18 protein-coding genes and 1 tRNA gene are annotated in these 22,305 nt (G+C 73.2%); 12 read left to right on the forward strand and 7 right to left on the reverse strand.

The annotated features are described in order from the left end of the window. Positions 1 to 2: 2 nt before the first annotated feature. Complete coding sequence (locus QWJ13_RS25115) at positions 3 to 578, reverse strand: nucleosidase (protein ID WP_316527215.1); 576 nt, start codon at positions 576 to 578, stop codon at positions 3 to 5. 446 nt (positions 579 to 1,024) lie between these two features. Between QWJ13_RS25115 and QWJ13_RS25120 the strand changes: the two genes are divergently transcribed. The 10 genes from QWJ13_RS25120 to QWJ13_RS25165 all read left to right on the forward strand — a co-directional run bounded on the left by QWJ13_RS25120 (position 1,025) and on the right by QWJ13_RS25165 (position 14,285). Further along, complete coding sequence (locus tag QWJ13_RS25120; RefSeq protein ID WP_316527216.1) at positions 1,025 to 2,356, forward strand: GlnX family signal transduction membrane protein; 1,332 nt, start codon at positions 1,025 to 1,027, stop codon at positions 2,354 to 2,356. A gap of 26 nt (positions 2,357 to 2,382) precedes the next feature. Next, the gene (locus tag QWJ13_RS25125; protein WP_316527217.1) at positions 2,383 to 3,348 is read left to right on the forward strand and encodes a glutamate ABC transporter substrate-binding protein; all 966 of its coding nucleotides are present in this window, start codon (positions 2,383 to 2,385) and stop codon (positions 3,346 to 3,348) included. 261 nt (positions 3,349 to 3,609) lie between these two features. Further along, positions 3,610 to 4,995 carry a hypothetical protein gene (locus tag QWJ13_RS25130; RefSeq protein ID WP_316527218.1) on the forward strand — a complete coding sequence of 462 codons (1,386 nt, stop codon included), beginning with the start codon at positions 3,610 to 3,612 and terminating at the stop codon, positions 4,993 to 4,995. Continuing rightward, positions 4,995 to 7,547: a serine/threonine-protein kinase gene (locus QWJ13_RS25135; RefSeq protein ID WP_316527405.1), complete on the forward strand. Its 2,553-nt coding sequence runs from the start codon at positions 4,995 to 4,997 to the stop codon at positions 7,545 to 7,547. The genes QWJ13_RS25130 and QWJ13_RS25135 overlap by 1 nt, the downstream gene beginning before the upstream one ends. Positions 7,548 to 7,550: 3 nt before the next feature. Beyond that, the gene (locus QWJ13_RS25140; RefSeq protein ID WP_316527219.1) at positions 7,551 to 8,855 is read left to right on the forward strand and encodes a protein phosphatase 2C domain-containing protein; all 1,305 of its coding nucleotides are present in this window, start codon (positions 7,551 to 7,553) and stop codon (positions 8,853 to 8,855) included. Between the two features lie 108 nt (positions 8,856 to 8,963). Beyond that, positions 8,964 to 10,319, forward strand: coding sequence for a vWA domain-containing protein (locus QWJ13_RS25145; RefSeq protein ID WP_316527220.1), 1,356 nt, complete (start codon positions 8,964 to 8,966; stop codon positions 10,317 to 10,319). Between the two features lie 73 nt (positions 10,320 to 10,392). Continuing rightward, positions 10,393 to 11,598, forward strand: coding sequence for an FHA domain-containing protein (locus QWJ13_RS25150; protein WP_316527221.1), 1,206 nt, complete (start codon positions 10,393 to 10,395; stop codon positions 11,596 to 11,598). A 186-nt stretch (positions 11,599 to 11,784) separates the two neighbouring features. Further along, the gene (locus QWJ13_RS25155) at positions 11,785 to 12,702 is read left to right on the forward strand and encodes an ABC transporter ATP-binding protein (RefSeq protein WP_316527222.1); all 918 of its coding nucleotides are present in this window, start codon (positions 11,785 to 11,787) and stop codon (positions 12,700 to 12,702) included. Next, a complete protein-coding gene (locus QWJ13_RS25160; protein ID WP_316527223.1) occupies positions 12,699 to 13,793 on the forward strand; it encodes an ABC transporter permease in 1,095 nt (364 codons plus the stop codon). The genes QWJ13_RS25155 and QWJ13_RS25160 overlap by 4 nt, the downstream gene beginning before the upstream one ends. Positions 13,794 to 13,880: 87 nt before the next feature. Then, positions 13,881 to 14,285, forward strand: a complete 405-nt coding sequence (locus QWJ13_RS25165; protein ID WP_316527224.1) for a globin — start codon at positions 13,881 to 13,883, stop codon at positions 14,283 to 14,285. Between the two features lie 13 nt (positions 14,286 to 14,298). On the opposite strand, the gene QWJ13_RS25170 is transcribed toward QWJ13_RS25165, so the two are convergent. The 5 genes from QWJ13_RS25170 to QWJ13_RS25190 form a co-directional block, all read right to left on the reverse strand. Further along, on the reverse strand, positions 14,299 to 14,985 hold the full coding sequence (locus QWJ13_RS25170; protein WP_316527225.1) for a DUF8010 domain-containing protein: 687 nt from the start codon (positions 14,983 to 14,985) through the stop codon (positions 14,299 to 14,301). A 95-nt stretch (positions 14,986 to 15,080) separates the two neighbouring features. Continuing rightward, positions 15,081 to 15,524, reverse strand: coding sequence for an acyl-CoA thioesterase (locus QWJ13_RS25175; RefSeq protein ID WP_316527226.1), 444 nt, complete (start codon positions 15,522 to 15,524; stop codon positions 15,081 to 15,083). Between the two features lie 130 nt (positions 15,525 to 15,654). After that, positions 15,655 to 17,319, reverse strand: a complete 1,665-nt coding sequence (ettA, locus tag QWJ13_RS25180; RefSeq protein WP_316527228.1) for an energy-dependent translational throttle protein EttA — start codon at positions 17,317 to 17,319, stop codon at positions 15,655 to 15,657. A gap of 220 nt (positions 17,320 to 17,539) precedes the next feature. After that, positions 17,540 to 18,964, reverse strand: a complete 1,425-nt coding sequence (locus QWJ13_RS25185) for a Cys-Gln thioester bond-forming surface protein (protein WP_316527230.1) — start codon at positions 18,962 to 18,964, stop codon at positions 17,540 to 17,542. Positions 18,965 to 19,318: 354 nt separating this feature from the next. Beyond that, positions 19,319 to 19,906, reverse strand: coding sequence for a single-stranded DNA-binding protein (locus tag QWJ13_RS25190; RefSeq protein WP_316527406.1), 588 nt, complete (start codon positions 19,904 to 19,906; stop codon positions 19,319 to 19,321). A 675-nt stretch (positions 19,907 to 20,581) separates the two neighbouring features. Here QWJ13_RS25190 and QWJ13_RS25195 point away from each other — a divergent pair. Beyond that, positions 20,582 to 20,657: transfer RNA gene (locus QWJ13_RS25195), tRNA-Arg, on the forward strand. Positions 20,658 to 20,926: 269 nt separating this feature from the next. On the opposite strand, the gene QWJ13_RS25200 is transcribed toward QWJ13_RS25195, so the two are convergent. Beyond that, positions 20,927 to 21,535, reverse strand: a complete 609-nt coding sequence (locus QWJ13_RS25200; protein WP_316527232.1) for a TetR/AcrR family transcriptional regulator — start codon at positions 21,533 to 21,535, stop codon at positions 20,927 to 20,929. 102 nt (positions 21,536 to 21,637) lie between these two features. On the opposite strand from QWJ13_RS25200, the gene QWJ13_RS25205 reads away from it, so the two are divergent. Further along, a complete protein-coding gene (locus QWJ13_RS25205) occupies positions 21,638 to 22,192 on the forward strand; it encodes a GNAT family N-acetyltransferase (protein WP_316527233.1) in 555 nt (184 codons plus the stop codon). Positions 22,193 to 22,305 lie beyond the last annotated feature (113 nt).

The raw sequence follows: 22,305 nt of genomic DNA on the forward strand, positions 1-22,305 counted from the left end.
CGTCACCAGCCTTGTGCGGCCACCCAGTCCGCGAGGTGCCGGGCGCAGTCGTCGACCGACTCCTTCCAGGTGTGACCGGCGCCGTCGCCCGCCTCGTCGCTGACGTGCTTGACCAGCCGCACCGGCACCCCGGCCCGGTGGGCGACGGTGGCGACGGCGTAGCCCTCCATGTCCACCAGGTCGGCGTGCTCGGCCAGCCGGTCGCGGGCGGCCGCGTCGGAGACGAACAGGTCGCCGGTGGCCAGCACCGGGCCGTCGCCCTTGCCGATCACCAGCGGCGCGCCGTACTCACGCCCGGTGAGCGCGTGCAGGGTGGCGGTGTCGAGGTCGTGCTGGATCACCTGGACCACGTGATGGGTGCCCTCGAAGCCGGGGCGCAGCGCGCCGGCCGTGCCGAGGTTGATCACCTCGGAGGGCTTCTCGCCCTGGGCGAGGACGGTGGCCAGGGCGACGGCGGCGTTGACCTTGCCGATCCCGGTGAGCAGCACGGGCAGCCGGCCGTCCAGGTGGGCGGCCTCCTCGCGCACGGCGACGACGAGCAGCGGACGGTCGGGCGAGATCGTTCCAAGCAAGCGCATACCTCCATCGTACGGAGCGAGGGGGCGCCGCACGCGGGAACGCACACCCGCGACCGGACCCTCGCGCTCCGCCCGGCCGGGGGAACCGCGTAGGGTGCCGCCCGCGTCGGACGCTTCACCACTTGGCGGGGAGCCGTCGGGGGAGCGTGTACGACATGCTCAAGATCGGCGCAAGTCAGGTGTGGTCGGGGGGAGTCACGGCCATACTGCTGCCATCGGTCGGGCCCCGGGGACGGGCCCGGCTCCAGGGGAGGATGAGGCGGGTGGCAACACCAGTAGGCGGCGGCGCGTCCGGCGCCGCGTTCCCGGTACGGCCGAACCAGCCGCCGGGAGCATCGGGCGCAGCACCTGGCACGCCGGCCACCACGGCGGCGGCGCCACTGGTGCGGCCCGGCGGCGCTCCCCCGGCGCCCAGACCCGGCGGGGCGCCCGCGAAGCGCCCCCCGATGGCCGTGGCCTCCGGCGCGCGCGCCCGGCTCGCGCAGGCCACCCGCACGCCGCCCGGTCGGCTGAGGCTGGCCGGGGTGGTGCTCGCGGTGCTCACCGTGGCCTTCGGCGGTCTCACCGCCTGGCAGTTGGAGACCAGGGCGCAGGCCGCCGACCGGGTGGTCTCGTACAGCCAGCCGCTCAGCCGGGACGCCGCCGAGATCCACCGCAGCCTGGCCGACGCCGCCACCACCGCGGCGAGCGGCTTCCTGCTGGCCGGCTCCGAGCCCGAAGAGGTCCGCAACCGCTACGAGCAGGACGTCTCCACCGCCGCCAAGCTGATCGCCCAGGCCGCCGCCCGCACCACCGCGACCTCCCCGGCGCAGGGCTCGCTCGCCCGGCTGAACCAGCAACTCCCGGTGTACGCCGGGCTGGTGGAGACCGCCCGGGCCGACAACCGGCAGGGCATCCCGCTCGGCGGCGCCTACCTGCGGTACGCCTCCGAGCAGATGCAGAACGTCCTGCTGCCGGCCGCCGCCGAGCTGGCCGCCGCCGAGAACCAGGAGCTGGCCGACGACTACGCCGAGGCCGAGGCGGTGCCCTGGGCCGCGTACGGGCTGGCGCTGGTCGCCCTGGCGGCGCTGGCCTGGGTGCAGCTGACGCTGTTCCGCCGCACCAACCGGGTGTTCAACATCGGGCTGCTGGGCGCCACCGCCGCCGTGCTGGCCGGCGCCCTGTGGCTGACCGTCACCGGGCTGGTCACCGAATCGGCGCTGCACCGCAGCAACCACGAGGGCGCGGCCCCGCTGAAGGCGCTCAACTCGGCCCGGGCGGACGTGCTGAGCGCCCGGCTGGCGGAGAACCTGCACTTCGTCGCCCGCGGCTCGACGACCAAGTACGCCGACCAGTGGGCGAAGATCACCGGCGAGCTGGGGCACGCCCCGAAGCCGAACGAGACGATCGGTCGGGGCGGCGGCACGCTCGGGCAAGCCCTCGAACTCGCCCCCGCGCAGGCCGCCCCGACCATCGCGAACGCGATGACGCAGTACGGCACCTGGAGCGGGCGCCACGACGACGCCCGCAACCTGGAGGTCGGCGCCGCCGACTACCAGGGCGCCCTGGACCTCACCGTGACGGCCAAGGGCGACGCGGCCACCGCCGACGCCGCCTTCAACGCCACCGACAAGGCGCTCGCGCGGGCCGCCGACATCGAACAGGACCGCTTCGAGCGGGCCGCCGAGGGCACCGGCGGCAGCCTGCGCACCGCCGCCGTCGCCGCCGCCCTGCTCGGCCTGGTGGCCGCGGCCGCCGCGCTGCGCGGCCTGGGCCGGCGACTGGCCGAGTACCGGTAGACGGGCGAAGGGGGAGAGACGGACCGATGCGCGACAGACGATTCACCACGAGGACCAGGCCCGCCGCCGCGCTGGCCCTGCTGGCGGCCGGCGCGGCCGTGCTCGCCGGGGGCGGCCCGGTCGGCGCCGCGCCCACGGGAGCCACCGCGCCCCCGGCCGTACAAGCCGCGCCCCTGGCCGTACAGCAGGAGCAGGGCCCCACCGACGGCTGCGACGTCTACAAGAGCGTGCCGCCGAGCACCGAGGACGGCCCGGCCGTGAAGGCCATCAAGGCCAAGCGCGGCCTGGTGATCGGCGTGGACCAGAACAGCTACCGCTGGGGCGCCCGCAACCCGAACACCGGCCAGATCGAGGGCTTCGACATCGACCTCGCCCGGGCGATCGGCGCGGCCGTCATGGGCGACCCGGACAAGGTCGTGCTCAAGCCGGTGGCCACCGCCGACCGGATCGACGCCATCAAGAAGGGCCGGGTCGACCTGGTCGTCCGCACCATGACGATCAACTGCCAGCGGATGGAGGACGTCGCCTTCTCCAAGCCGTATTTCAACATCACCCAGCGCGTCCTGGTGCCGAAGGCGTCCCCGGCGAAGGACGTCGACGACGCGATCAAGGACAAGTCGGTCTGCGTCGCCGACGGCTCCACCGCCCAGAACGTGGTCAAGGACAAGAAGAGCCGACAGGTCGTCACGGTGGGGAACCAGCTGGACTGCCTGGTGCTGATGCAGCTCGGCAAGGTCGACGCCACCATGACCGACAACGGACTGGCGGCCGGTCAGGCGGCGCAGGACCAGACCGTACGGATCGTGGACGGCGAGGCCCAGCCGGAGGTGGTCGGCGTCGCGATGCTGAAGGACAGCACCGATCTGACCGCCCGGGTCAACCAAGTGCTGGCCGACTACTACGCGCGCGGCGATTGGGCCCGTTCGTACGATCGCTGGCTCAAGCCGTACATGCTCAACGAGGCCGACCGGTACTGGCCGGTCGCGCGCTGAAACGGCATCGGGGAGGGGCGCGGGAGAGGTAGCGCACGGCCCGTCAGCGGGGCGTTGACGGTGGTTTGACGCCCCGCGCCCGCTCCGCCCCAACGGCCACCGGTTAGGGTTCGGGACGATCACCACGGGGAGACCGGTGGTGAACTCGGGGGTTGCCGTGGGACCGCACGTCAGGCACGTCCGGCACGTCAGGCCACACATCCGGCGGGCCCGGCACACCCGGCACGTCGGGATCGCACGCGAAGAAGGAAGGACACGGCGGTGGCGGCATCGGCTGGCCCGGTACTGAACCGGGAGGAGGTCGACCGCGCGCTCGCCCGCCTCGGCGCGGAGCGGGACGCGGTCGAGTCGGCGCTGCTCGCCCTCCAGGACCACCAGGGCCTGCGGCTGCTGGACGGCGCCGAGCTGTCCGGGCGCACCCTGGAGCGCTGGTCCGTCGCCGGCCGGGGCCTGCCGCACCTGTGGGCGCTGTTCGACCGCTACTCCGAGGCACTGGCCTCGGCGCGCGCGGTCCGGGCCCGCAAGGCCAAGCCCGGCGCGCCGGAGCTCGCCGAGCTGAGCGAACTGCTGACCGGCGACGCGGTGACCGTCCCGGGCAGCGCGGTGCCGGACGCCCCGCAGCTGCTCGGCGCGCCCGCCCGGCTGGTCGAGCGGGTCAGCCTGGACGCGCTGATGGCCCGGATGAACTCCTGGTACGCCACCGTGCTGGAGGTGGTCAGCGCCGCCGACGCGGTCTGGTCGGCGCTGCCCGCCCGGATCGACCTGCTGCTGGCCGAGCTCCAGCGGGTGCGCACCCTGGGCTCCTCGCTCGGCGTCCGGGCCGGCAGCCACCCGCTGGCCGACGACCTGACCGGGATCGAGAAGGACCTCACCGAGCTGCGCACCGAGGTGCGCGAGGACCCGCTGGCACTGTGGCGCCCGGCCAGGGTGCCCGCCCAGCGCGGCACCGTCCCGGAGGGCTCGGCCTTCGCCGGCCCGGCCGGGGTGGTGGACACCGAGCGGTTCGACCGGGCCGGGCGGGCGCTGGACGGCGTCCGACTGGAGCTGGAGGACCTGCTGCGGCTGCGCGAGGAGGCCGAGGAGCGGCTCCGCAGCGTCGGCGACCTGCTCCAGCGGGCCGACGCCACCCTGGCCGAGGCCCGCCGGGCGCGCGGCGAGGTGCTGGCGAAGATAGCGGCCAGCGACGTCCCGGCGGTGCCCGGCCCCGCCTCGGCGCTGCGCGAGCGGATCGTCGCCGCGCTGGACCTGCGCCAGGCCGGGCAGTGGGGCCGGCTGGCGCCGCTGCTGGACGCGCTGGAGGACGCCGCCGCCAAGGAGCTGGTCCGGGCCCGGGAGTCGCTCACCGAGGTGACCCAGCCGCTGGCCGTCCGGGCCGAGCTGCGCGGCCGGCTGGACGCCTACAAGGCGATGGCGGCCCGGCTGCGGGTCGCCGAGGACCCGGAAGTGATCGAGCGGTACGAGAAGGCGCGCTGGCTGCTGTGGAGCGCGCCCTGCGACCTGCGGGCGGCGGCCGCCGCGGTGGCCCGGTTCCAGCAGTCGCTGCGCCCGGCCCAGGCGGAGGCCGAGGGCGGGCAGGCTCAGGAGGCGGCCGGCCGGGCGTCGGCCGACGGACAGGTCGAAGGACAGGTCGAGGGGGGCCGAGGGTGATGGGCGAGCGGTGCGAACGGCCGGAGTGCTCCGGCGGCGGCAGGATCGACGACGACGGCTACTGCGACGAGTGCGGGCTGGCCCCGGCGGGCCGGATCACCGCGACCTCCGAGGCCTCCGAGGCCTCCGAGGCCCCCGCGGCTCCCGGGAGCACGGGGGCGGCCGAGGCCGCCGGACCGGGCTCGCCCTGCCCGCGCGACTGCTCCGGCACCATCGACCCGGACGGCTACTGCGACGAGTGCGGGCTGACCGCGCCCACCGGGGACACCGGCGTCACCGGAGCTACCGGTGTCACCGGCGCCACCCAGCCCTACGTCCCCTCCGCCCGGGTCTCCTCCGCCGGCGGCCACAGCGGCTCCCGGCACAGCGGCTCCGCCCGTACCGGCTCGGCCCGCTCGCTGTCCGGCCGCTCCCGCTCGGCCCGTACCGGCAGCGGCCGCTCGCTCTCGGTGCGCTCCACCCGGGGCACCGCCACCGCGGGCACCCGCAACCGGCTGGGCGCCGGCCTGGTCACCGTGCCGACCGTCGAGGCGGCCGACCCGGCCCGGGCGGTGCTGGCCGACCCGGAGGTGCCCGAGCGCAAGCGGTTCTGCTCCAAGTGCGACGCCCAGGTCGGCCGGGAGAAGCACGGCCGCCCGGGCCGACCGGACGGCTTCTGCACCAAGTGCGGCACGCCGTACTCGTTCACGCCCAAGCTGCACCGCGGCGACCTGGTCGGCGGGCAGTACGAGGTGGTGGGCTGCCTGGCGCACGGCGGGCTCGGCTGGATCTACCTGGCGGTGGACCGACGGGTCAACGACAAATGGGTGGTGCTCAAGGGCCTGCTGGACACCGGGGACGAGGACGCGCTCGCGGCCGCCGTGGCCGAGCGGCGCTTCCTGGCCGAGGTGGACCACCCGAACATCGTCCGGATCATCAACTTCGCCGAGCACCCGGACCTGCGCACCGGCTCGACCGACGGCTACATCGTGATGGAGTACGTCGGCGGCAAGTCGCTCAAGGACATCGCCAACGAGCGCCGCACCCCGGACGGCCGGCGCGCCCCGCTGCCGGTCGAGCAGGGCATCGCGTACGCCCTGGAGGCGCTGCCGGCCCTGGGCTACCTGCACGGGCGGGGGCTGGTCTACTGCGACTTCAAGATCGACAACGTGATCCAGAGCGGCGACGCGCTCAAGATCATAGACATGGGCGCGGTCCGCCGGTTCGACGACGACGGCCCGATCTACGGCACCATCGGCTACCAGGCCCCGGAGATCGCCACCGACGGCCCGTCCGTCGCCTCCGACCTGTACACGGTGGCCCGCACCCTCGCGGTGCTCACCTTCGACTTCCAGGGCTACAGCACCACCTACCGCGACTCGTTGCCCGGCCCCGAGCAGGTCGAGGTCTTCGCCCGGTACGAGTCGTACTACCGCTTCCTGGTCCGCGCCACCGACCCGGACCCGGCCCGCCGCTTCGCCTCCGCCGAGGAGATGGCCGATCAGCTGACCGGCGTGCTGCGCGAGGTGCTGGCCCTCCAGGACGACCGGCCCCGGCCCGCGCCGTCCACCCTGTTCGGCCCCGAACTGCGCGTCGTGGACACCGAGTTGGTGCTGCCCACCGAGCAGGAAGGCCGACTGCGGGTGGCCCCGCTGGACCCGGCCGCCGCCGCCCTCGCGCTGCCCGTCCCCCGGGTCGACCCCGGCGACCCCAACGCGGGCTTCCTCGCCGTCCTGGTCACCCCCGACCCCGAGGAGACGCTCGCCGCGCTGGCCGCCGTGCCCGTCGCCTCGGTCGAGAGCCGGCTGCGCGAACTGCGCGCCCTGCTCGAACTCGGCCGCCACGGCGAGGCCGTCCAGGCGATGGCCGAGCTGGAGCGGGACCAGCCGGACGACTGGCGGGTGGTCTGGTACCGCGGCCTGACGGCGCTGGTGGGCGGCGGCGGCACCTCCCACCCGCAAGCTGCCGCGGAGGCCTTCGACGCCGTCTACGACGCGTTCCCCGGCGAAGCCGCTCCCAAGCTGGCCCTCGCGATCTGCGCCGAGCTGCTCGGCGACCTCGGCGACGCGGCCGAGTTCTACCGCCTCGTCTGGGCCACCGACCACGCCTACCTGAGCGCCGCCTTCGGGCTGGCCCGGGTCCGGCTGACCGAGGAGGACCGGACCGGCGCGGTGCGCGTCCTGGAGTCCGTCCCGGCCGCCTCCAACCAGTACACCGCCGCCCGGATCGCCGCCGTCCGGGCCCGGCTGCGTGAGCGCCCGCCCACCGACGAGCTGGCCGCCGACCTCGGCGCGAGCTCCGCGCAGCTGACCGCGCTGCGGCTGGACGACCGCCGCCGCGAGGAGCTCTCCGTCGAGGTGCTCGGCGCCGCCCTCGGCTGGCTCACCGCCGGAGCGGCGGGCGCCCGGCAGCCCGTCGATCTGGTGGTACTGGGACATCCCGCACAGGAGCGGGAACTGCGCTTCGCCTTGGAGCAGTCTTACCGGGTACTCGCCCGGTTGGCCGACCGGGCGGAGAAGAGGATCGAGATGGTGGAGCGGGCCAACCGTGCCCGCCCCAGGACGTGGGTGTAGCAGATGCCGCAGCAGACCGAGTGCCCGAGCTGTTCGGAGCCGATGGACCCGGAGGACGCCTACTGCGGCTCCTGCGGGACCGGCCGGGACGGCCGGGCGGCCCCCGGCGCGATGCCGGCGACCTGGGCCGCCGCCCGCGGCGAGGCCGTACCCGCGCCCCGCGGGCCGGTCTGCGTGCACTGCGGTCAGCCGCAGGTCACCGCGGACGGCTACTGCGAGGGCTGCGGCGGCGCCCAGCCGCGCCCGCGCGACCACATGGAGAAGTCCCTCGGGGGCGTCGCCGGGGTCAGCGACCGCGGCGTGCGCCACCACCGCAACGAGGACTCCTTCACCGTCGCCGCGACCTCGCTGCCCGGAGGCGAGCCGGTCGTGGTCGCCGTGGTGTGCGACGGCGTCTCCTCCTCCGACCGCCCGGACGAGGCCTCGGAGACGGCCGTGGACGCCGCCTCCGAGTCGCTGCTGACCGCCCTGGAGGCTGGCCGGGACCCGAACCAGGCGATGCGACAGGCCATCGCCGACGCCGCCCAGGCCGTCGCCGACCTCGCCACCGACGGCGCCGGCCCCGCCCGGCCCGACCTCAACGCGCCCGCCTGCACCTACGTCAGCGCGATAGCCGCTGGCGGACGGGTCACCATCGGGTGGGTCGGCGACACCCGCGCGTACTGGATCCCGGACGACCGCGCCGCCGCCGAGCCGTTCCGGCTCACCCAGGACGACTCGTGGGCGGCCCGGATGGTCGAGGCCGGGCTGATGAGCGAGGCCGAGGCCTACGCCGACCCGCGCGCGCACGCGATCACCGGCTGGCTCGGCGCCGACGCGGAGGAGGTCGTGCCGCACACCCTCGACTTCACCCCGCACGTCCCCGGGGTGGTGCTGATCTGCACCGACGGGCTGTGGAACTACGCCGAGGCGGCCACCGACCTGGCGTACTACGTGCGCCCGGACGCCCGCACCGAGCCGCTCGCCACGGCGCAGACCCTGGTGAAGTTCGCGGTCGCTGCCGGCGGCCACGACAACATCACCGTCGCGGTGCTGCCGATCGACCCGCCGGCCGCCGCCCTGGAGGAGGCCGAGGAGACCCCCACCGCGCTGGACCTGCCGATCGTCACCGCGAAGGCGGCCGTCCCGGCGGCCCCGGAGGGCGACGAGGACTACGAGCCGACCCTGCCGGACCTTCCGGTGATCGGCTCCCCCGCCGCCCCGCTGCCCCCGGCCCCGCCCGCGCCCCCGGCCGTCCCCCCGGCGCCGCCCGTCCCGCCGACCGCCCCTCCCGTCCCGCCGCAGCCGCCGCACCCCCCGACGGCCTGACCGACCACCCGCCGGGCGCCCGGCGGCACGGCCCGCCGGCCCGTCCGGCGGGCCGCCCCACCGTCCTGAGCACGTCCACCCCCTCACCCGACGGGAGCCGACCGCCCCATGGCAACACTGGCGAAGCCGAACCTGCCCAGGTTCAACGTGGAGATCTTCCAGAACGAGTACCTGGCCAACGGGGCCCGCGAGGTCAACGCCATCGTCACCGTCACGGCGACCGGCGGCGGCACCTCCGGCGGCCGTCCGCTCGGCATCGCCGACTCCGGCTCCGCGAGCGCGGGCACGGCGGCGGCCGTGGTCATCCTGGTGGACTGCTCGGGCTCGATGGACTACCCCAAGAGCAAGATCCACGGCGCCCGCGAGGCCACCGCCGCCGCCATCGACGCGCTGCGCGACGGCACCGCCTTCTCCGTGGTCGCCGGCACCCACGAGGCCCGCGACATCTACCCCGGCGACGGCACCCTCGCCACCGCCTCCGCCGCCACCCGCGCCCAGGCCAAGGAGTCGCTGCGCCGGCTCACCGCGGCCGGCGGCACCGCGATGGGCACCTGGCTGGCCAAGGCCGACCGGCTCTTCCTGACCCGCCGTGACATCGACCTGCGGCACGCGATCCTGCTCACCGACGGCAACAACGAGCACGAGTCGGCCGAGGACCTGGCCCGCGCCGTGGAACGGGTGACCGGCCACTTCACCGCCGACTGCCGCGGTGTCGGCACCGACTGGCGGATCGACGAGCTGCGCAAGATCTCCTCGGCGCTGCTCGGCACCACCGACATCGTCGCCGAACCCTCCGGCCTGGCCGAGGACTTCCGCTCGATGATGGCCGGCGCGATGGGCAAGCAGGTCGCCGACGTCGCGCTGCGGATCTGGACCCCGGCCAACGCCACCGTCCGGTTCGTCAAGCAGGTCGCCCCCTCCGTCGAGGACCTGACCGCCCGCCGCACCGAGGCCGGCCCGCGGGCCGGCGACTACCCCACCGGCTCCTGGGGCGACGAGAGCCGCGACTACCACGTCTGCGTCGAGGTGCCGCCCGCCTCGGTCGGCAACGAGATGCTGGCCGCCCGGATCAGCCTGGTGCTGCCCGTCCAGGTCGCCGGCGGCACCCCCGAGGTGCTCACCCAGGGCCTGGTCAAGGCGGTGTGGACCGACGACCTGGTCAACTCCACCCGGATCAGCCCGCAGGTCGCCCACTACACCGGGCAGGCCGAGCTCGCCTCCTCCATCCAGGAGGGCCTGGAGGCCCACCGGGCCGGGGACGTCGACCGCGCGACCGCCAAGCTGGGCGCCGCCGTCCGGATCGCCCACGAGACCGGGAACGAGGGCACCTACCAGTTGCTCCAGAAGGTGGTGGACGTGGTGGACCCGAAGGAGGGTACGGTTCGGTTCCGTAAGAACGTGAGCGAGGCCGACTCGATGACGCTTGAGACCCGGTCGACCAAGACGGTACGTGTGAAGAAGTGACCGCTGAAGACGTGACCGGGTCGGCACCCCGGCGCGACGCCGCACACAGCCGGCCCGAAACGAGGGGGACCTGATGCCGATCTGCCCGAGGGGCCACGAGTCGCAGGCCGAGGACTGGTGCGACTTCTGCGGCTTCCCGATGACTCCGCCGGCCCCCATGCCGGGGGCGCACGGAGGCTACCCGGGGGCGCCCGGGAACGACCACGCGCCCGGCGCACCCACCGGACACCCGGGGCACGCCGGCGCGACCTTCGGAGCGCCGCCGCCTCCGCCGCCGATGCCCCCGGGCAGCCGCCCGCCCGGGGCCGTCCCGCCTGGCGCCTTCCCGCCGCCCGGCTCTCCGCTCCCGCCGCCCGGGGCCTTCCCGCCGCCGGCGCCGCAGGGCCTCACCGCGGGCCTGGAGGTCTGCCCGATCTGCCGCAGCCCGCAGACCGGACGGTTCTGCGAGGAGTGCGGCTACGACTACGAGCTCTCCACGCCCTCGCGCCGCCAGGTGCCCGCCGCCGGCACACCCCAGCCCGGCCCGGACCGGCAGCAGCCGCCGCTGAACATCCCGGCGGCCTACGGCGGTGCCCCGGCACAGCCGCAGGCCCCGTTCGGGCAGCCCCCGGCCGCCCCGCAGGCCGTCGCCCCGGCCGTCCCCCAGCAGCCGCAGCCCCCGGCGCACCCCCACACCTACGGCTACCCTCCGCCGGAGGCCGCCTTCCCCGACGCCTCGGTGCGCGAGGACTCCGGCCCGGTGTACGCCCACCCGGCCGCCCCCGGCCCGAACAACCGCGGCGGCGACTTCGGCACCTCCTTCACCCTCGCCCCGCCCGTCCCGCAGCAGCCCCAGCAGCCCCAGGAACCCGCCCCGGCCGAGCCGGTGCGGACCACCTGGATCGCCGTGGTCTCCGCCGACCGGGACTACTTCACCGACATGATGGCCCGCAGCGGCCCCGAGGCGGCCGGCCTGTTCTTCCCGCCGTACTGCCCCGAGCGCCGGATCCCGCTGACCGGCCGCGGCCAGCTGCGGATCGGGCGGCGCAGCCAGCACCGCGGCACCGTGCCGGAGATCGACCTGTCCGTCCCGCCGGAGGATCCGGGCGCCTCGCACCAGCACGCGCTGCTCGCCGAACAGGCCGACGGCAGCTGGGTGTTGGTGGACCAGGACTCGACCAACGGCACCACCATGAACGGCGGCGCGGAGCCGGTGGCCCCGCACACCGCGGTGCCGCTGAACGACGGCGACCGGATCCACATCGGCGCCTGGACCACCATCACCGTGCACCGCGGCTGACGGCGTCCACCCGCTGATGACCATTCAGGGGAATTCCTGAACGACAGTCAGTCACAACTCCGGCCGGGCCGGGCGGAATTCGACATCCGCCCGGCCCGGTTTTGTTTGCCCCGCCCCCTCAAAACTCCGCAAATTCGCTGTCGCGGATGTGCACAAGAGCGTTCACAACCCCTAGGCTCAGGGCACATGACTGCTGCTATATCCGCTGACGGCATCCGCCAGCGGTACGGGGATGTGCAGGCTGTCGACGGGGTGTCCTTCACCGTCGAGGCCGGCGAGTTCTACGGGATCCTGGGCCCCAACGGGGCCGGGAAGACCACCACGATGGAGATCCTGGAGGGTGTCCGGAAACCGGACGAGGGTCGCATCGAGCTGCTGGGCATGGCGCCCTGGCCGCGCAATCCGAAACTTCTGCCACGAATCGGCGTGCAGTTCCAGGCGTCCGCATTCTTCCGGAAGCTGACGGCCCGGGAGACCATCCGCACCTTCGCGTCCTTCTACGGGGTGGGCCCCAAGCGGGCCGACGCGATGCTGGAGCGGGTCGGCCTCGGGGACAAGGCCGAGACCCTGACCGACCAGATGTCCGGCGGCCAGGCCCAGCGCCTGTCGATCGCCTGCGCGCTGGCCCACGACCCGGAGCTCGTCTTCCTGGACGAGCCCACCACCGGCCTGGACCCCCAGGCCCGGCGCAACCTGTGGGACCTGCTGCGGGACATCAACGCCGAGGGCCGTACGGTCGTGCTGACCACCCACTACCTGGACGAGGCCGAGGTGCTCTGCGACCGGGTCTCGATCATGGACCACGGCAAGATCCTGCACACCGGCGCCCCGGCGGCGCTGATCCGCGAGATCGACGACACCGTCCGGATCAGCGTCGCCTCCGGCCAGCTCCCGGTCGACCGGGCCCGCGAGCTGCTGACCGCGGCCGGCGCGGACATCGCCACCCTGGAGGACGACACCGTCTCGCTCTCCGTCTCCACCCGCCTTCCCGCCCCGGTGCTCAGCGTCCTGGCCGAGCACAACGCGCTGCGCGGCCTGGAAGTGCGCGGCGCCACCCTGGAGGACGTCTTCCTCCAGCTCACCGGACGGGAGTTCCGCGCATGACCACCGACAACCCCACCGAGCGGGAGCGGGTCAGCGCGTTCTGGAGCCTGTCCCGGGCGATGCTGCTCGGGATGAAGCGCGACCGCACGGCCACGTTCTTCATCCTGCTGTTCCCGCTGGTGTTCCTGGTGTTCTTCGGCACCGTGACCCAGAGCTCCGGCAGCCCGCACGCCAAGGTGGCGCAGGTCGGCGCGGTGAAGCTGTTCGACTCGATCCAAGGCGAGGAGCGGGCCGGGCTGGACAAGGTCCTCACCATCACCAGGACCGACGACGAGGCCGCCACCCTGGAGAAGGTCCGCAAGGGCGACTACGACGCGCTGATCAAGCAGGGCCCGGACGGCACGGTGGAGCTGCGCTACACCGCCGCCGACCAGGTCCGCTCCGGCGCGCTCCAGGGCATCGTCAACTCGGTGGTCCAGAGCGCCAACCAGGCGGCCACCGGTCAGAAGCCGGCCTTCGTGCTGGACGCCCAGCAGGTCGAGGACAAGTCGCTCAAGTCGATCCAGTTCCTCACCCCCGGCCTGCTCGGCTGGGCCGTCGCCACCGGCGCGGTCTTCGGTGCGGCGCTGACGCTGGTCAACTGGCGCAAGTCCAAGGTGCTGCGCCGGCTGCGGCTGGCCCCGATCAGCGCCGGCACCGTGGTCAGCTCCCGCGTCCTGGTCTCGCTGGTGACCGCCTTCCTCCAGACCGCCGTCTTCCTCGTCGTCGCGACGAGCTTCTTCGGGCTCAAGCTCACCGGCAACTGGTGGCTGGTCATCCCCCTGGTGGCCTGCGCGACGCTCGCCTTCATGTCGATCGGCCTGCTGGCCGGCTCGGTCGCCAAGACCGAGGAGGCGGCCAACGGCATCTCGCAGATCATCGTCCTGCCGATGTCCTTCCTGTCCGGCTCGTTCTTCCCGCTGGACAACGCCCCGGACTGGCTGAAGACCATCTCCGAGATCATGCCGCTGCACTACCTGGTCAGCTCCGCCCAGTCGGTGCTCACCCGCGGCGGCGGCGTCATGGACGCCCTGCCCACCATGGGCGGCCTGCTGCTCTTCGCGGCCGTGCTGACCGGCATCTCCTGGAAGTTGTTCCGCTGGGAGGACTGACCGTCCGCTCCGCCTGACCCGTCCCGACGGGGTCGTACGCCCTTCGTCCCGGTGTACGACCCCGTCGGCGTCTGCGACCATGGTCGGGTGAGAGAGATCCGGCGAGGCACGTTGAGCGAGGAGACCTTCTACGACCAGGTCGGCGGTGAACCGACCTTCCGGCGGCTGGCCCACCGGTTCTACGAAGGCATCGCCGAGGACGAGTTGCTGCGGCCGATGTACCCCGAGGAGGACCTCGGGCCGGCCGAGGAGCGGATGGCGCTCTTCCTGATGCAGTACTGGGGCGGCCCGCGCACCTACAGCGAGCACCGCGGGCACCCGCGGCTGCGGATGCGGCACGCGCCGTTCAAGGTCGACAAGGCCGCGCACGACGCCTGGCTCACCCACATGCGGGCGGCCGTGGCGAGCCTGGAGCTGTCAGCCGAGCACGAGCGGCAGATGCTGGACTACCTGACGTACGCCGCCGCCTCGATGATCAACACCCCGGGCTGAGCGGGCCCACGGCCTAGCGGACCGGGCTGAGCCCCAGCCCGGCGCCCGGCGCGGCCACGGTGCGCACCGCCACCGAGCCCGCCGGGGCGCTCAGCCGCAGCCAGCCGCCCGCCCGGTGCACGGTCAGCGGGGCGCCGGGCTTCAGGAAGCCGATCACGTACGCGGCGTGCACCGCGCGCAGCGGCAGCTCGGGCAGCGCGGTGACCGGGCGGGACCAGATCTCGTCGGCCAGCGCGTCCAGCACCGCGCGGGTGCGGTGGTGCGCCGGGACGGCCTCGCTGCGCTCGCGGAACTCCCCCACCCCGGCCATCAGTTCGGGGTACACCTCGGCCGCCGACGGGGCGCCGACCGGCCGCCAGCCGGTGCGCGGCGGCAGCAGCCCGGCCCAGGCCGGGCCGGTCACCGGCGCGGGCATCGCGACGGCGCCCGCCTCGGTGTCCACGCCGTCCAGCAGCTGCCCGGCCGAGACGGTCAGATCCACCGGCTCGTCCAGGCCGTCCAGCCGCACGGTGCGGACCGCCAGCGCGCCCGAGCCGCCCAGCGGCAGCCGGCCGAAGACCGCCAGCACGCCGTCCCCGTCGCCCGGGCCCACCGCCTGGAGCCGGACGGCCGCCGCCCGGTCGAAGCGCAGCAGGCGCAGCAGGAAGGCGGAGAGGTCGGCTGCCTCACCGGTGTCGGTCAGGGCGAGGCGGGCGGTCATGGTCAACGCGGCTCAGCTCGAATCGTCGGGGGCGGTCGGACGGCGGCGGGTGCGGTCGGCCGGCGGCGGGTGCGGTCAGACGGCCGCGGGTGCGGTCAGACGGCCGCGGGGACGGGCTCTTCGTCCATGAAGCGGCTCAGGAACTCCCGCTCCACCGGCGAGATCCGGCGCGGCCGGCCCTCGGCCAGGTCGTAGGGGACGACCACGGTGGTCGCCCGGACGTAGACGATGTCCTGCCCGTTCTCGTCGACGTCCTTGATCTCGTACGAGACGGTCAGCGAGGCGCCGCCGATCTTCGTCACCCGGGTCTCGATGGTGACGGGCTCGGGCCGGTGCACCAGCGGCCGCTTGTAGTCGATCTCGTGGCGGGCCACCACCGAGCCGCCCGCGAACTCCCCGGCGCCGGCCGCGGCGGCCTGGGTGAACATGAAGTCGATCCGGGCCTCCTCCAGGTAGCGCAGGAAGACCACGTTGTTGACGTGCCCGAAGGCGTCCATGTCGGACCAGCGCAGCGGGCAGGCGTAGATGTGGCGAGCCACGGGTTCTCCTCGGTGTCCGGTCGCCCGCCGCCCGCGTCCGTTGGTGACGCGGGCGGCGGGGTGGCGACGGGCCGCGGCCCGGCAGGCCGCCCCGGAGGGCAGTCTGCCGGGCCGTTGTGACGGCTGGGTGTCAGCCTCGGGTCAGCTTCTTGTAGGTGGCCCGGTGCGGGCGGGCGGCGTCGGCGCCGAGCCGCTCGATCTTGTTCTTCTCGTAGGACTCGAAGTTGCCCTCGAACCAGAACCACTTACTGTCGCCCTCGTAGGCGAGGATGTGGGTGGCCACTCGGTCCAGGAACCAGCGGTCGTGGGAGATGACCACGGCGCAGCCGGGGAACTCCAGCAGGGCGTTCTCCAGCGAGGAGAGCGTCTCGACGTCGAGGTCGTTGGTGGGCTCGTCGAGGAGCAGCAGGTTGCCGCCCTGCTTGAGGGTGAGCGCGAGGTTCAGGCGGTTGCGCTCACCGCCGGAGAGCACACCGGCCGGCTTCTGCTGGTCCGGGCCCTTGAAGCCGAAGGCCGACACGTAGGCGCGGGACGGCATCTCGACCTGGCCGACGTTGATCCAGTCCAGACCGTCGGAGACGACCTCCCAGAGGGTCTTCTTCGGGTCGATGTTGGAGCGGGTCTGGTCGACGTAGCTGATCTTGACGGTGTCGCCGACCTTGACGGTGCCGCTGTCCGGGGTCTCCAGGTCCTGGAGCATCTTGAACAGGGTGGTCTTGCCGGCGCCGTTCGGGCCGATGATGCCGACGATGCCGTTGCGCGGCAGGGTGAAGCTCAGGTCGTCGATCAGGACCTTCTCACCGAAGGCCTTGTTGAGGTTCTCGACCTCGATGACGACGTTGCCCAGGCGCGGGCCCGGCGGGATCTGGATCTCCTCGAAGTCCAGCTTCCGCATCTTGTCGGCCTCGGCCGCCATCTCCTCGTAGCGGGCCAGACGGGCCTTGGACTTCGCCTGGCGACCCTTGGCGTTGGAGCGGACCCACTCCAGCTCTTCCTTGAGGCGCTTGGCGCGCTTCGCGTCCTTCTGGCCCTCGACCTTGAGACGGGACTGCTTGGTCTCCAGGTACGTGGAGTAGTTGCCCTCGTAGCCGATCGCGCGGCCGCGGTCGAGCTCCAGGATCCAGCCGGCCACGTTGTCCAGGAAGTACCGGTCGTGGGTGACGGCCACGACGGTGCCCTTGTACTTGGCCAGGTGCTGCTCCAGCCAGTTCACCGACTCGGCGTCCAGGTGGTTGGTGGGCTCGTCGAGCAGCAGCAGGTCGGGGGCCTCCAGCAGCAGCTTGCAGAGCGCGACGCGGCGCTTCTCGCCACCGGAGAGCTTGGTGACCGCCCAGTCGCCGGGCGGGCAGCCCAGGGCGTCCATGGCCTGCTCCAGCTGGGCGTCCAGGTCCCAGGCCTCGGCGTGGTCCAGCTCCTCCTGGAGCTTGCCCATCTCTTCCAGCAGGGCGTCCGAGTAGTCGGTCGCCATCAGCTCGGCGATCTCGTTGAAGCGGTCGAGCTTCCCCTTGATCTCCTTGACGCCGTCCTGGACGTTCTCCAGGACCGTCTTGGTCTCGTCCAGCGGCGGCTCCTGGAGGAGCATGCCGACGGTGAAGCCCGGCGAGAGGAAGGCATCGCCGTTGGAGGGGTGCTCCAGGCCGGCCATCATCTTCAGCACGGTGGACTTACCGGCGCCGTTGGGGCCCACGACGCCGATCTTCGCTCCGGGGAGGAAGCTGAGCGTCACGTCGTCAAGGATGACCTTGTCTCCGTGAGCCTTGCGCACCTTGCGCATCGTGTAGATGTATTCCGCCACGTGAGATCGCTCCGGCGTCGTCGGGAGTAATTCGGCTTGCAGCCTTCCATTGTGCCGCACCGGACCCGGAGCCCCGAATCGCCCAGGTGACCCCACCGGGGTATCCCCGCCCGCCCCGGAACGCCGACGGCCCGGCTCCCCGCAGCGGGTGCGGGGAGCCGGGCCGGTTCCGGCGGTTCGGACCGTCCGGTGGTGGCGACGGTCAGGGCGTTCCGGTGGTTCAGGCGGTGCTGCGGCCGTGGCGGCCGCGGCGGCGCAGGACGAAGACGGCGGCGCCACCGGCCACGACCAGGCCACCGGCGACGGCGGCGATGATCGGGGTCGAGTCATTGGCACCGGTCTGGGCCAGGCCGCCGGCGCCCGGGGCGGCGCTGGTGGTCGCCGGGGTCGGCTGGCCGGCGCCGGTGCTCGGGGTGCCCGACGGGGTGGCGGTCGCGGCCGGGGTGGTCGCGGCCGGGGTGGTCGGGGCCGGGGTCGGGGTCACGCCGGTCTTGCAGTCCAGGAAGCCGGTGAACTGCTTGGAGTAGCCGTTCGGGCCGGTCACGGTGAAGTCGTAGCTGGACTTCTCCTCGACCTTGACGAGCACGCTCTCGGTCTTGCCCGGCTGGACGGCGACCTGCTGCTTGCCGACCGTGACGGTGGCGGCCTCGTCACCGGTGTTGGTGACGGACACCCGCACGCCGCCGTTGGCGCACTCCTCCTTGGCGGTGCTGTCGATCAGCGCGCCCTTGCCCTGCTTCCAGGTGGCCTTGGCGCCGGCCGCGACGTTCACCTTGGTGGAGCCGGCCAGGATCATGGTCTGGCTGTGGCGGCCCTGGGAGTCCACCTTGCTCATGAAGACCCGGCCGCTGAGCACGTTGGCCTCGGCGGTGGCGCTGATCGCGGCCTTGCCGTCCGGGGTGCCGGCCGGCACGTCCAGGAACAGCGGGGTGTCCTTGGCGATGGGACCGGCCAGGCTGCCGTTGAGCGGCTTGCTGTCCTTGTCCAGGAGCTTGATCTTGTCCGCGGCGTCGCCGGTGACGGCCAGCTTGACCTCGTTGGCGCTGGAGTTCAGCAGGAACGGGCCGAGCTTGCCGCCCGACTTCCCGGAGACGGAGTCCGGGGAGAGGGTCAGCGAGGGCTTCGGCTCGGCCGCGACGCCCTTGTTGGCGTCGCCGACCAGGTACTCGCGCAGCTTCTTGGCCTTGTCGTTGCGCGGGACGGCGTTCTTGTTGTCCGAGAACTTCCAGATCGCGGCCTGGGTGCCGGCGGCGGCGTCCGCCTCGCTCAGGTCGTCGACGTGGATGGCCGCGGCCAGCGAGGTCAGGCTCGCCTGCGGGTAGGAGTTGTCCAGGATCCAGCGGATCTTGGGGGCGTTGGCGTTGCTGTTGAGGGAGCTCTGCGACCAGTCCGCCTCGTGGTACTTGGCGCCGCTGTCCAGGTAGACGGGGTTGTCGAAGTCGATGCAGTACGTCCGGAGCTTCTCGCCGGCGCTCGTCTTGAGGGTGAACAGGCCGCCGTCGACGGTCCGGCCCCCGACGTCGATCTTCTCGCCGAGCATCTCGTTCTGGACTTCCGCCGTCACGCCCGAGGTCGGGGAGCCGGCCGCGACCGCCGCACCGGCCGCGAACAGGCCTCCGCCCAGCGCCAGACTGGTCGTGAGCATGACAGTGGTTATCCGGGACAGACTCCGCCCCTGCCTCTGGAACATCTGGGATCCCTCCGGGCCGGGCCGCACCCAGTGGGAGGCCCGCCGACTTTCCGTTCCGCGCGTGCCCCCTGTGGCACTGCTGCGGGTATGAACCAACCGAATCCTATTGAGCCTCCGAGGCCCCGAAACCCCCATGCGAAATCAGGACGATTCCGTATCTGGATCGTTATCAACCCCCGCAAGTCCCACACAAGCTGACGGCCGACCAGAATCCTGACGACAGTTTCCTGTTATCCCGTCGGATTGCCGGTGCGGGCACAACGGCCTTCTCGATCAACATATTTGTCGACAGGGAAGGCCGTCGACCGGTCAGATCAGCACACCCTCGGCGCCACCTCCCCGCCCCTTCTCGGCCACCTCGGCGGGCCCGGCCGACGCCGCCTCGATCGCCGCCGGGGCCGCGCCGGAGGCCATCGGGAGGGCGGCCGGAGAGGGTGCCGCGGGGACCTTGCGCGCCTCCAGCACGCCGACGATCCACTCCGGCACCGCCTCTCCCCCGGCCTCCGACCCGGCCGGCCCGGCACCGCCCGGCGACTGCCCGCGCACCCCCGTCGCCCAACGAAAGGCCGTGGTACCACGGGTGAGGTCGTGTCCGACCGATCGGGCGTCGATCTCGACGCGGGCGCGCTTCGCCTCCCCTTCCCCCCACTCGCGCACCCGCATCCGGCCGCTCACCAGCACCGGATCGCCCTTGTTCAGCGAGCCGATCAGATTGACCGCCAGCGCCCGCCAGGCCGTCACCGTCATCCAGTGGGTGTCGCCGTCCACCCAGCACTCGCGCTGCCGGTCGTACCGCCGCTCGGTGCAGCCGAGCCGGAAGTTGGCCATCGGCACCCCGCCGCCGGTCTCGCCGTAGCTCACCTCCGTCGCGACATTGCCGATCACCGTCACCTGCATCTCGCTCACCGCGTGCCCTCCGTTCTCGCCGATGCACCGTACGGAATCGATCGGTGCGCCTCGAAGCGTGCACTCGGAAAGAAATCCCGGCCACTGACTTCCGAAATCCTGTGGATAACTCGGGCCTCTGGAACTGCTGTCACTCGCAGGGGTGAATTTCAGCCTTCCGCCACCGCTTCGCCCCCTGCTCTTCGCGGCCATGACAACAAACCCGCTGCTCGCCGCGCCGACGAGCGCCCCGGAACCGACCCGGGAACACGCTCCGGAACCCACTGCGGAAGGCGCGCCGACGGACGTCCACGCACGTCATCCGACCGACGCAACCACGAATAAGGCCCCCACCCGCACCGCCGGCGGCGACATTCTCCGTGCCGAATCCATAACGGGTGAGGCGGCAGCCCCGTAACGACTGCACAACGTCCGGCGCGGAACACTGCCAGACCGCTGCACTCACGGTCTTCACCTGCGATTATCGGACCGCTCCACCGAACCGACACACCAACGGCGGTGTCGTCGCACCCGGCCCGGGAACTGGACACCCTTATCCTGTCCCCGACAGGGCGAGGGCCCTCCACCCCCACCCCACCCTCAGGTACGGGGCCGGACAGCGCGCGCCCCGGCGCTCGTCAGCCCGATCCCGGCCACGGTCGCGCCCGCCAGGGCACCGCCCGTCCCGCCCCCATAGCTCAGCGGATAGAGCACCCGCCTTCTAAGCGGTAGGTCGCAGGTTCGAATCCTGCTGGGGGCACCACCCTGCAATTCCGCAGGCCATCGAGCCGACGGGCACTTTCCGTGCCCGCTCCGGACCACACGGTAATCCCTTCGCCGAACACCCGCCGCGCTCTCGCCACCCCGTCGCGCACTCGCCGAATACTCACCGCGCAGAACTCGTGACAATGCGTGCCCCGGCCGCCGCGACAACGGGCCGATCGGCACATTTCGGCATTCCCGGCGAATCACCGCGAACAACTCTCCGCCGCCGAACCCCCGGCCCGTGCGGGCCTCCGGATCTCCCGGGCCCTACTCCGCCAGCCCGGCCAGATAGGCGTCCAGCAGCTCCACCTGTCGCCGCGCCGGAAACTCCTCCGGGGCGAACAGCACCTGCACCACCAGGCCCAGCGTGAAGGCCTGGGCCCCCGCCGCGAGCGCGGCCGGGTCGGCCTGCGCCGGGAGCTCCCCCAGCCGCTGGGCGTCCGCGACGTGCTCCGTGAGCGCGGTGCGCGAGCGCGCGTAGCGGCCCGCGTGGGCGGCCGTCAGCTCCGGGTCGGCCAGCGCGTGGTCCCAGGAACCGACCCAGATCCGGTTGTCGGCCGCGGACTCGCCGTCCAGCGGCAGGACGTCCAGCAGTGAGGCCCGCACCCGGGCCAGCCCGGCCGGCGCCGCGCCGCCGTCGGCGGGGGCGGTGCGCCGCGGCCGGGCCAGCGAGCGCCGGTCCAACTCCTCCAGCGCATGGCTGAGCAGCGCCCGCTTGTTCGGGAAGTAGTGCGTCAACATCCCGGTGGAGGCGCCCAGTTCGGCGGCCACGGCACGCAGGGTCAGCCCCTCGAAACCCCGGGTGGAGAGCACTCGCCACACCCCCTCGGAGACTTCCGAGCGTCGGGCGTCATGGTCTCCACGGGCCGGTGTCATGGGGGCTATCGTACATACCAAACGTTTGTTATGAATGATCCAGCCCGCCTCAGCACCCACCTGAGCGGCCACCCCCCGCACCACCCCGTGAAAGGCCCGCCCGTGTTTGCCGTACCGCTCTCCGAGAACGCCGAACTGCGCCCGCTGGAGCCCTGGCAGGCCCCCGAGTTCCTGGCCCACCTCGACCGCGCCCGCGCCCACACCGACCCGTGGATCCCCTGGGCCACCTTCTCGGTCGACCTGGACTCCGCCCGCACCACCCTCCAGCGCTACGCCGACGGCCTGGCCACCGACCAGAAGCGGATCTACGGCATCTGGCTGGACGGCACCCTGGTCGGCGGCGTGATGTTCGTGAGCTTCGACACCCAGTCCGGCATCTGCGAGATCGGCGCCTGGACCGAGCCGGCCGGCGAGGGGCACGGGCTGGTCACCGCCGCCGCCGGGAAGCTGCTCGACTACGCCTTCGCCACCCGCGGCCTGCACCGCGCCGAGTGGTGGTGCACCTCCGTCAACACCCGCAGCCGGGCGGTCGCCGAGCGGCTCGGCATGACCCGCGACGGCGTGCTGCGCGAGTGGTTCCCCCACCAGGGGGTCCGCTACGACAAGGAGATCTGGTCCATCCTGGCCTCGGAGTGGAAGGCCTCCGCCCAGGGCTGAGCCACCCCCGCCGAGCCGCCCGCGCCGAGCCCACCCACCGAGACGGCGGGGCCCGGTGGACACCCCCGTGGTCCACCGGGCCCCGCACACCTCCGTCGGCCGCCGCCTCGCTC

The sequence above is a fragment of the Kitasatospora brasiliensis genome (genome assembly GCF_032654805.1).
In the GTDB taxonomy this organism is placed as follows: domain Bacteria; phylum Actinomycetota; class Actinomycetes; order Streptomycetales; family Streptomycetaceae; genus Kitasatospora; species Kitasatospora brasiliensis.

Bases quoted from the DNA above. Each gene is read 5' to 3' on its own strand.
- QWJ13_RS25115 (WP_316527215.1), bottom strand. From the start codon at position 578: ATGCGCTTGCTTGGAACGATCTCGCCCGACCGTCCGCTGCTCGTCGTC.
- QWJ13_RS25120 (WP_316527216.1), top strand. From the start codon at position 1,025: ATGGCCGTGGCCTCCGGCGCGCGCGCCCGGCTCGCGCAGGCCACCCGC.
- QWJ13_RS25125 (WP_316527217.1), top strand. From the start codon at position 2,383: ATGCGCGACAGACGATTCACCACGAGGACCAGGCCCGCCGCCGCGCTG.
- QWJ13_RS25135 (WP_316527405.1), top strand. From the start codon at position 4,995: ATGGGCGAGCGGTGCGAACGGCCGGAGTGCTCCGGCGGCGGCAGGATC.
- QWJ13_RS25140 (WP_316527219.1), top strand. From the start codon at position 7,551: ATGCCGCAGCAGACCGAGTGCCCGAGCTGTTCGGAGCCGATGGACCCG.
- QWJ13_RS25145 (WP_316527220.1), top strand. From the start codon at position 8,964: ATGGCAACACTGGCGAAGCCGAACCTGCCCAGGTTCAACGTGGAGATC.
- QWJ13_RS25150 (WP_316527221.1), top strand. From the start codon at position 10,393: ATGCCGATCTGCCCGAGGGGCCACGAGTCGCAGGCCGAGGACTGGTGC.
- QWJ13_RS25155 (WP_316527222.1), top strand. From the start codon at position 11,785: ATGACTGCTGCTATATCCGCTGACGGCATCCGCCAGCGGTACGGGGAT.
- QWJ13_RS25160 (WP_316527223.1), top strand. From the start codon at position 12,699: ATGACCACCGACAACCCCACCGAGCGGGAGCGGGTCAGCGCGTTCTGG.
- QWJ13_RS25170 (WP_316527225.1), bottom strand. From the start codon at position 14,985: ATGACCGCCCGCCTCGCCCTGACCGACACCGGTGAGGCAGCCGACCTC.
- QWJ13_RS25185 (WP_316527230.1), bottom strand. From the start codon at position 18,964: ATGCTCACGACCAGTCTGGCGCTGGGCGGAGGCCTGTTCGCGGCCGGT.
- QWJ13_RS25190 (WP_316527406.1), bottom strand. From the start codon at position 19,906: ATGCAGGTGACGGTGATCGGCAATGTCGCGACGGAGGTGAGCTACGGC.
- QWJ13_RS25200 (WP_316527232.1), bottom strand. From the start codon at position 21,535: ATGACACCGGCCCGTGGAGACCATGACGCCCGACGCTCGGAAGTCTCC.